Source organism: Bradyrhizobium erythrophlei (genome assembly GCF_042430365.1).
In the GTDB taxonomy this organism is placed as follows: domain Bacteria; phylum Pseudomonadota; class Alphaproteobacteria; order Rhizobiales; family Xanthobacteraceae; genus Bradyrhizobium; species Bradyrhizobium erythrophlei.
Genome location: NZ_JBHMET010000159.1, coordinates 1 through 3493, shown reverse-complemented (window position 1 = coordinate 3493; position 3493 = coordinate 1). Strand labels below are relative to the sequence as shown.

The 3493-nt window shown below is 61.1% G+C and carries 2 protein-coding genes; both read left to right on the top strand.

Annotated features, from left to right (window positions below; translation table 11 throughout):
- Nucleotides 1-217 precede the first annotated feature (217 nt).
- Nucleotides 218-1966 carry an adenylate/guanylate cyclase domain-containing protein gene (locus ACFFWD_RS24900; RefSeq protein ID WP_376969539.1) on the top strand — a complete coding sequence of 583 codons (1749 nt, stop codon included), beginning with the start codon at nucleotides 218-220 and terminating at the stop codon, nucleotides 1964-1966.
- 232 nt (nucleotides 1967-2198) lie between these two features.
- Nucleotides 2199-3233, top strand: coding sequence for an IS110 family RNA-guided transposase (locus tag ACFFWD_RS24895; RefSeq protein ID WP_376969537.1), 1035 nt, complete (start codon nucleotides 2199-2201; stop codon nucleotides 3231-3233).
- Nucleotides 3234-3493: the final 260 nt, after the last annotated feature.

Genomic DNA, 3493 nt, shown 5'->3' with positions numbered 1-3493 from the left:
TGGCGCCCCTTGCCAGCTTCGCTTGCTGGCGGGGCAGGAGCACGGCCGGACCATCCCATTAGCGGACTTCCCCAGTTGACGCACGCTTATTGCCGCCGTGCCCAAATGCCGCTTGGGGCAACAGGGCCCCCTGTGTTTGCTGCTCACAGGTCCACAACAAAGTGCTAGGCTCCTCCTTGTCCCAGCGACGTGTTTTCCTGGTCGTTCGGAGGGCGCCGTGACGGAGCACTGGGTCCAAAGGCGATTAGCGGCGATCTTGGCCGCAGACGTGGTCGGCTATTCGGCGCTCATGGAGCGGGCGGAGGAAGCCACCTACGCCGAGTTCGAGCGGCTCAAGCGAGAATTGATCGAGCCCAGCCTCGCCCGCCATGACGGCCGCCTGATCAAGACAACAGGGGATGGCGCTCTGGCCGAGTTCGCAAGTCCGTCGGCTGCCGTGCGATGCGCGGCGGAGATTCAGGAAAGCATCGCGTCAGGCCGAAGCTCCCTTCGGTTACGTATTGGGGTCAATCTCGGGGAGGTTATCGTCGGGGCTGACGGCGATCTTTTTGGCGACGGGATCAACATCGCGGTCCGGCTGGAGGGGATCGCCGATCCGGGCGGCATCCTGATGTCCGAAAAGGTATTCAGCGAGGTCGAAGGCAAGCTGGACGTTGGCTTCGAGGATCGCGGCGAGCAGCATCTCAAGAACATCGCCAAACCGGTTCGGGCTTATGCCGTCTGCGCGGGCGGGCATCGCGCGCTGACCGAGCGGCTAACCATGGCCCCTCCGCTTCCGGACAAACCGTCGATCGCGGTGCTGCCGTTCGAGAACATGAGCGGTGATCCGGAGCAAGAGTATTTTGCGGATGGGATGGTTGAGGAGATCATCACGGCGCTTTCTCGATTCAAATGGCTGTTCGTGATCGCGCGCAATTCGAGCTTTACCTACAAGGGCAAGGCGGTCAACGTGAAGCAGGTCGGGCACGAACTCGGCGTGCGCTATGTCCTTGAGGGGTCGGTGCGCAAGGCGGCGGGGAAAGTTCGCATCACAGGGCAGTTGATTGATGCGGTGTCGGGCGCGCACATCTGGGCGGACAGGTTCGAGCGCGACCTGACCGACATCTTCGCTCTCCAGGACGAAGTAACGGTTGCCGTTGTCTCAGCTATTCAGCCCAAATTGCTTCAAACGGAAATTGCAATGGCGGCGCGGCGGCGACCGGAGAACCTCACCGCCTATGATTTTTACCTACGAGCTGTCCAGCAGAATTACCTAGCGACCCGAGAAGGGTTTGCCGAGGCGCTCAGGCTGGCTCATCGCGCTTTGGAACTCGATCCTCGGTTCGGCCGTGTCGCTGCAATGGCAGGTAGCTGTCATATGAACAACGTCGTTTCTGGCTGTGCCATCGATCCTCAATTCGACCGCAACGAAGCAATTCGGCTTTCTCGCTTGGCATTGAGCATCGACGATGGTGATCCAGACACGTTAGCGGGAGCTGCCATCATCTCGGCGTTCATGGTCGGCGATAGTGATAGCGAGATCGAAATGGCTGACCGGGCGGTCACGCTCAATCCAAATTCATTTATCGCATGGGCCTGCAGAGGCTGGGTCTATATAATTGCGGGGCAGCCGGAAGAAGCGGTCCGGAGCTTTGAATGTGCCATGCGCACGAGCCCGATAGACCCGCTGCTACACCGAGCGTTTGCCGGGATGGGGTATGCCTTTATAGAGCTTGGTCGCTTCGACGAGGCCATCGTCGCGGGGAAGAAAGCTCAACGTCAGAGCCCCTCTTATATGGGAGCTTACCGCTGTCTTGCGTCCGCGTTCGCCCATCTCGGACGCGACACGGAGGCGCGTGACGCGGCAGCGCGTCTGCTTGAGGTCGATCCCGCCTTTACAATATCTGCATGGATCGCCCGGAGCCGGCTGTCAAAAAATACGATGCTGTTGATTGAGGGTTTTCGGAAAGCGGGATTGCCCGAATGAGTCCACGCTCGTCCCCGACGCGGTGAACGAATAGGACGTAGTTGCTGCGATGCATGAGTCCGGAGGTGGCCCAACTCGGACCTCTGATGTCGTCCGCTATTGCGCCGCGAGCGCAGGCACAGCGGTCATAGGCGGCCTGCCCGCGGTGCGGGTTTATGATGGGGTGGACGCCCCGCCGACGGCATCGATGTGCCAAAGTGGAGGTGTTTAGCACCACTTAAGGGAGGCGTCCGTGTCGGAGGTTAGCATAATCGGTCTGGATATCGCCAAGCATGTTTTCCACGCTCATGGAGCAGACGGGAAAGGGCGAGCTATGTTCAGCAAACGGATCAGCCGAGGAAAGCTGCTGGATTTCTTCGCAACCCAGCCGAGTTGCACGGTAGCTCTGGAGGCATGTGGCGGAGCCCATCACTGGGCCCGTCAGCTCGCCCGGCTTGGCCATCAAGTTCGGCTGATCCCTCCCGCGTACGTAAAGCCGTTTGTGAAGCGGCAAAAGAACGACGCGATCGATGCCGAGGCGATCTGCGAAGCAGCGCAGCGGCCGAGCATGCGGTTCGTGGCCGTGAAGAGCGAACAGCAACAGGCGGCGGGTCTGGTGTTTCGGACCCGTGACCTGTTAGTGCGGCAGCGAACGCAGCTCATCAACGCGATCCGGGGACACCTCACCGAATATGGTTGGATCGCGCCCAAGGGCCCGTCGCACGTGGCGATGCTTGCCGACCTGATCGAGGACGAAGCGATGGCCAGCTCGCTTCCCAAAGCGACCCACGCCATGTTCCGATTGATGTTGGACCTGCTGGCCGGCCTCAATGGCAAGATCGCGGATCTCGACCAGGAGATCGCGCGACGTGCTCGCGAGGACGAAGTCTCGCGCCGGCTAATGACCGTTCCCGGCATCGGCCCAATCTCCGCCACCGCGATCGCCGCCCTAGCACCGCCGGCCGAGACCTTTGCCAAAGGCCGTGACTTCGCGGCCTGGCTCGGTCTCACGCCTCTTCAAAGATCGACAGGCGGCAAGCAGAAGCTCGGTGCGACATCCAAGATGGGCGAACGCACGCTCAGGCGCCTTCTCATCATCGGCAGCAGCGCGGTCGTGCAACAGGCGAGCAAACGCGGTGCGCCAAGGGGGTCGTGGCTCGAACAGATGCTGGCTCGCAAGCCGCGGATGCTGGTAACCGTCGCGCTCGCCAACAAGATGGCGCGGATCGTCTGGGCGCTACTTGTCAAGCAGGAGAATTACAGGGCTCCGGTCGCCGCCAAGGCGTGATCCTGGCGGACCTGAGGTCGTCGGAGATGTAGTCGGTCGAAGGAGGGTATGGCGCAACAGTCGGTGAGACGAGGCCGGAAGAACCAGGCGTACTCATCGTGCCTAGAGCACGCTTTTATGATTTGGTTCCGGTCTGCGAACTCCCATACGGGCCCGCAGCTTCATCGCTGCACCATCAGAGGCCGGACAGATGGCAGCATCCGACTACGTGCCGATCTTCCTCAAAAATCGCTTGCATCTCGCGGGGCGTCCACAGATGA